This window comes from Mesorhizobium sp. M7D.F.Ca.US.004.03.1.1, from assembly GCF_003998635.1.
Classification (GTDB): domain Bacteria; phylum Pseudomonadota; class Alphaproteobacteria; order Rhizobiales; family Rhizobiaceae; genus Mesorhizobium; species Mesorhizobium loti.
Genome location: NZ_RZQG01001307.1, coordinates 1 through 1,231 on the forward strand (window position 1 = coordinate 1; position 1,231 = coordinate 1,231).

Sequence of the window (1,231 nt, forward strand, 5' to 3'; positions counted from 1 at the left end):
CCGCAGCAGTGCGGCTGGCTGCGGCCGGCTATCGCGTATCGAACGATGGCAGAAGCGGGCGCCATGAGCATTTCCATGCCGGTGATGGCGAGCCGTTCGAGGAGGAAACCCCCGACGAGCATGCTGTCCGGCCTTCGCTGTCGCCGCGCGAAGCGGAAGTGCTGGCGCTGCTGGCTGAGGGCGCTCCCAACAAGGTGATCGCGCGGCGCCTCAACATCTCCGTGCACACGGCGAAGTTCCACGTCGCCGCAATCCTGATCAAGCTCGGTGCGGCCAACCGCACCGACGCGATCGCCATTGCGATGCGGCAGGGGTTGGTGCTGGTTTAGGAACGACGTGTCCGGCAGTTTTTGGCGATCATTGGAAGAGTCAGCGCCGCCCCTCATCCGCCTGCCAGCACCTTCTCCCCGTATAGTGACGGGGAGAAGGGAGATAGCCGCGCCGCTGGCGCTTGCTCTGCAATATTGATGATTGGCGAAATCATCGGCACAGCCTCTTTCTCCCCGTCACTATACGGGGAGAAATGCCCGGCAGGGCAATGAGGGGCGGCGCGACGCTGAGGTTGAGATATGCATCATCTGGTCGGGATCCCGAGTTCGTCGTAGCCGAGTATCTCGTCCTCCGTCATCGGGTGGTCTCTCATAGGTATCTGGCCTGCTTGCTCTGAAATTTCCATAAGCCTCACGATCAGGTCAGACTCGTTTTGCTGAGAAGTCAGGTTTTCGCGAGCAATTTCGTTTTCGAGGCTCTGCCGGATCGCTTCCGTCACGGACACGCCACGGCTCATGGCGAGTTCTCGGGCCAGCCGCTCCACTTCGACATTCTTAATCAACAAAGCCATTTGGTGATCTGCCATCCGGTGTGGGAATTATATGCCAAATCGGTTGTGACGCCACGTCGTTTGCAGCCGGCAAGACACGGGACCCTCCGCAACGTCACCATAGCTTCCGCCTCAAGCTCTTGTATCCGGCAGCGCCACAGGCAAGGATTGCGCAACGAGATAAAGCCATTGGAGGGAAAAATGTCGCTCAAGGGAAAGACGCTGTTCATCTCCGGCGGGTCGCGCGGCATCGGGCTGGCGATCGCGCTGCGTGCGGCACGCGACGGCGCCAATGTGACGATCGCCGCCAAGACCGCCGAGCCGCATCCGAAGCTGCCGGGCACGATCTATACGGCGGCCGAAGAGATCGAGCAGGCCGGCGGCAAGGCGCTGCCCGTGCTGTGCGACATC

General features: G+C 61.3%; 3 protein-coding genes. 2 read left to right on the top strand and 1 reads right to left on the bottom strand.

What is annotated here, in order from left to right; translation table 11 throughout:
- On the top strand, window positions 1-329 hold a 329-nt coding region (locus EN935_RS36570), incomplete at its 5' end, for a LuxR C-terminal-related transcriptional regulator (RefSeq protein ID WP_164771711.1).
- A gap of 245 nt (window positions 330-574) precedes the next feature.
- Here the strand turns inward: EN935_RS36570 and EN935_RS36580 are convergent.
- Window positions 575-841 (bottom strand): type II toxin-antitoxin system VapB family antitoxin, encoded by a 267-nt coding sequence (locus tag EN935_RS36580; RefSeq protein ID WP_164757920.1) that lies wholly within the window; start codon window positions 839-841, stop codon window positions 575-577.
- A gap of 180 nt (window positions 842-1,021) precedes the next feature.
- On the opposite strand from EN935_RS36580, the gene EN935_RS36585 reads away from it, so the two are divergent.
- A partial coding sequence (locus tag EN935_RS36585; RefSeq protein WP_127374264.1) for an SDR family NAD(P)-dependent oxidoreductase occupies window positions 1,022-1,231 on the top strand: 210 nt, incomplete at its 3' end.

Coding starts and splice junctions, on each gene's coding strand:
- EN935_RS36580 (WP_164757920.1), bottom strand. CDS start 841: ATGGCTTTGTTGATTAAGAATGTCGAAGTGGAGCGGCTGGCCCGAGAA.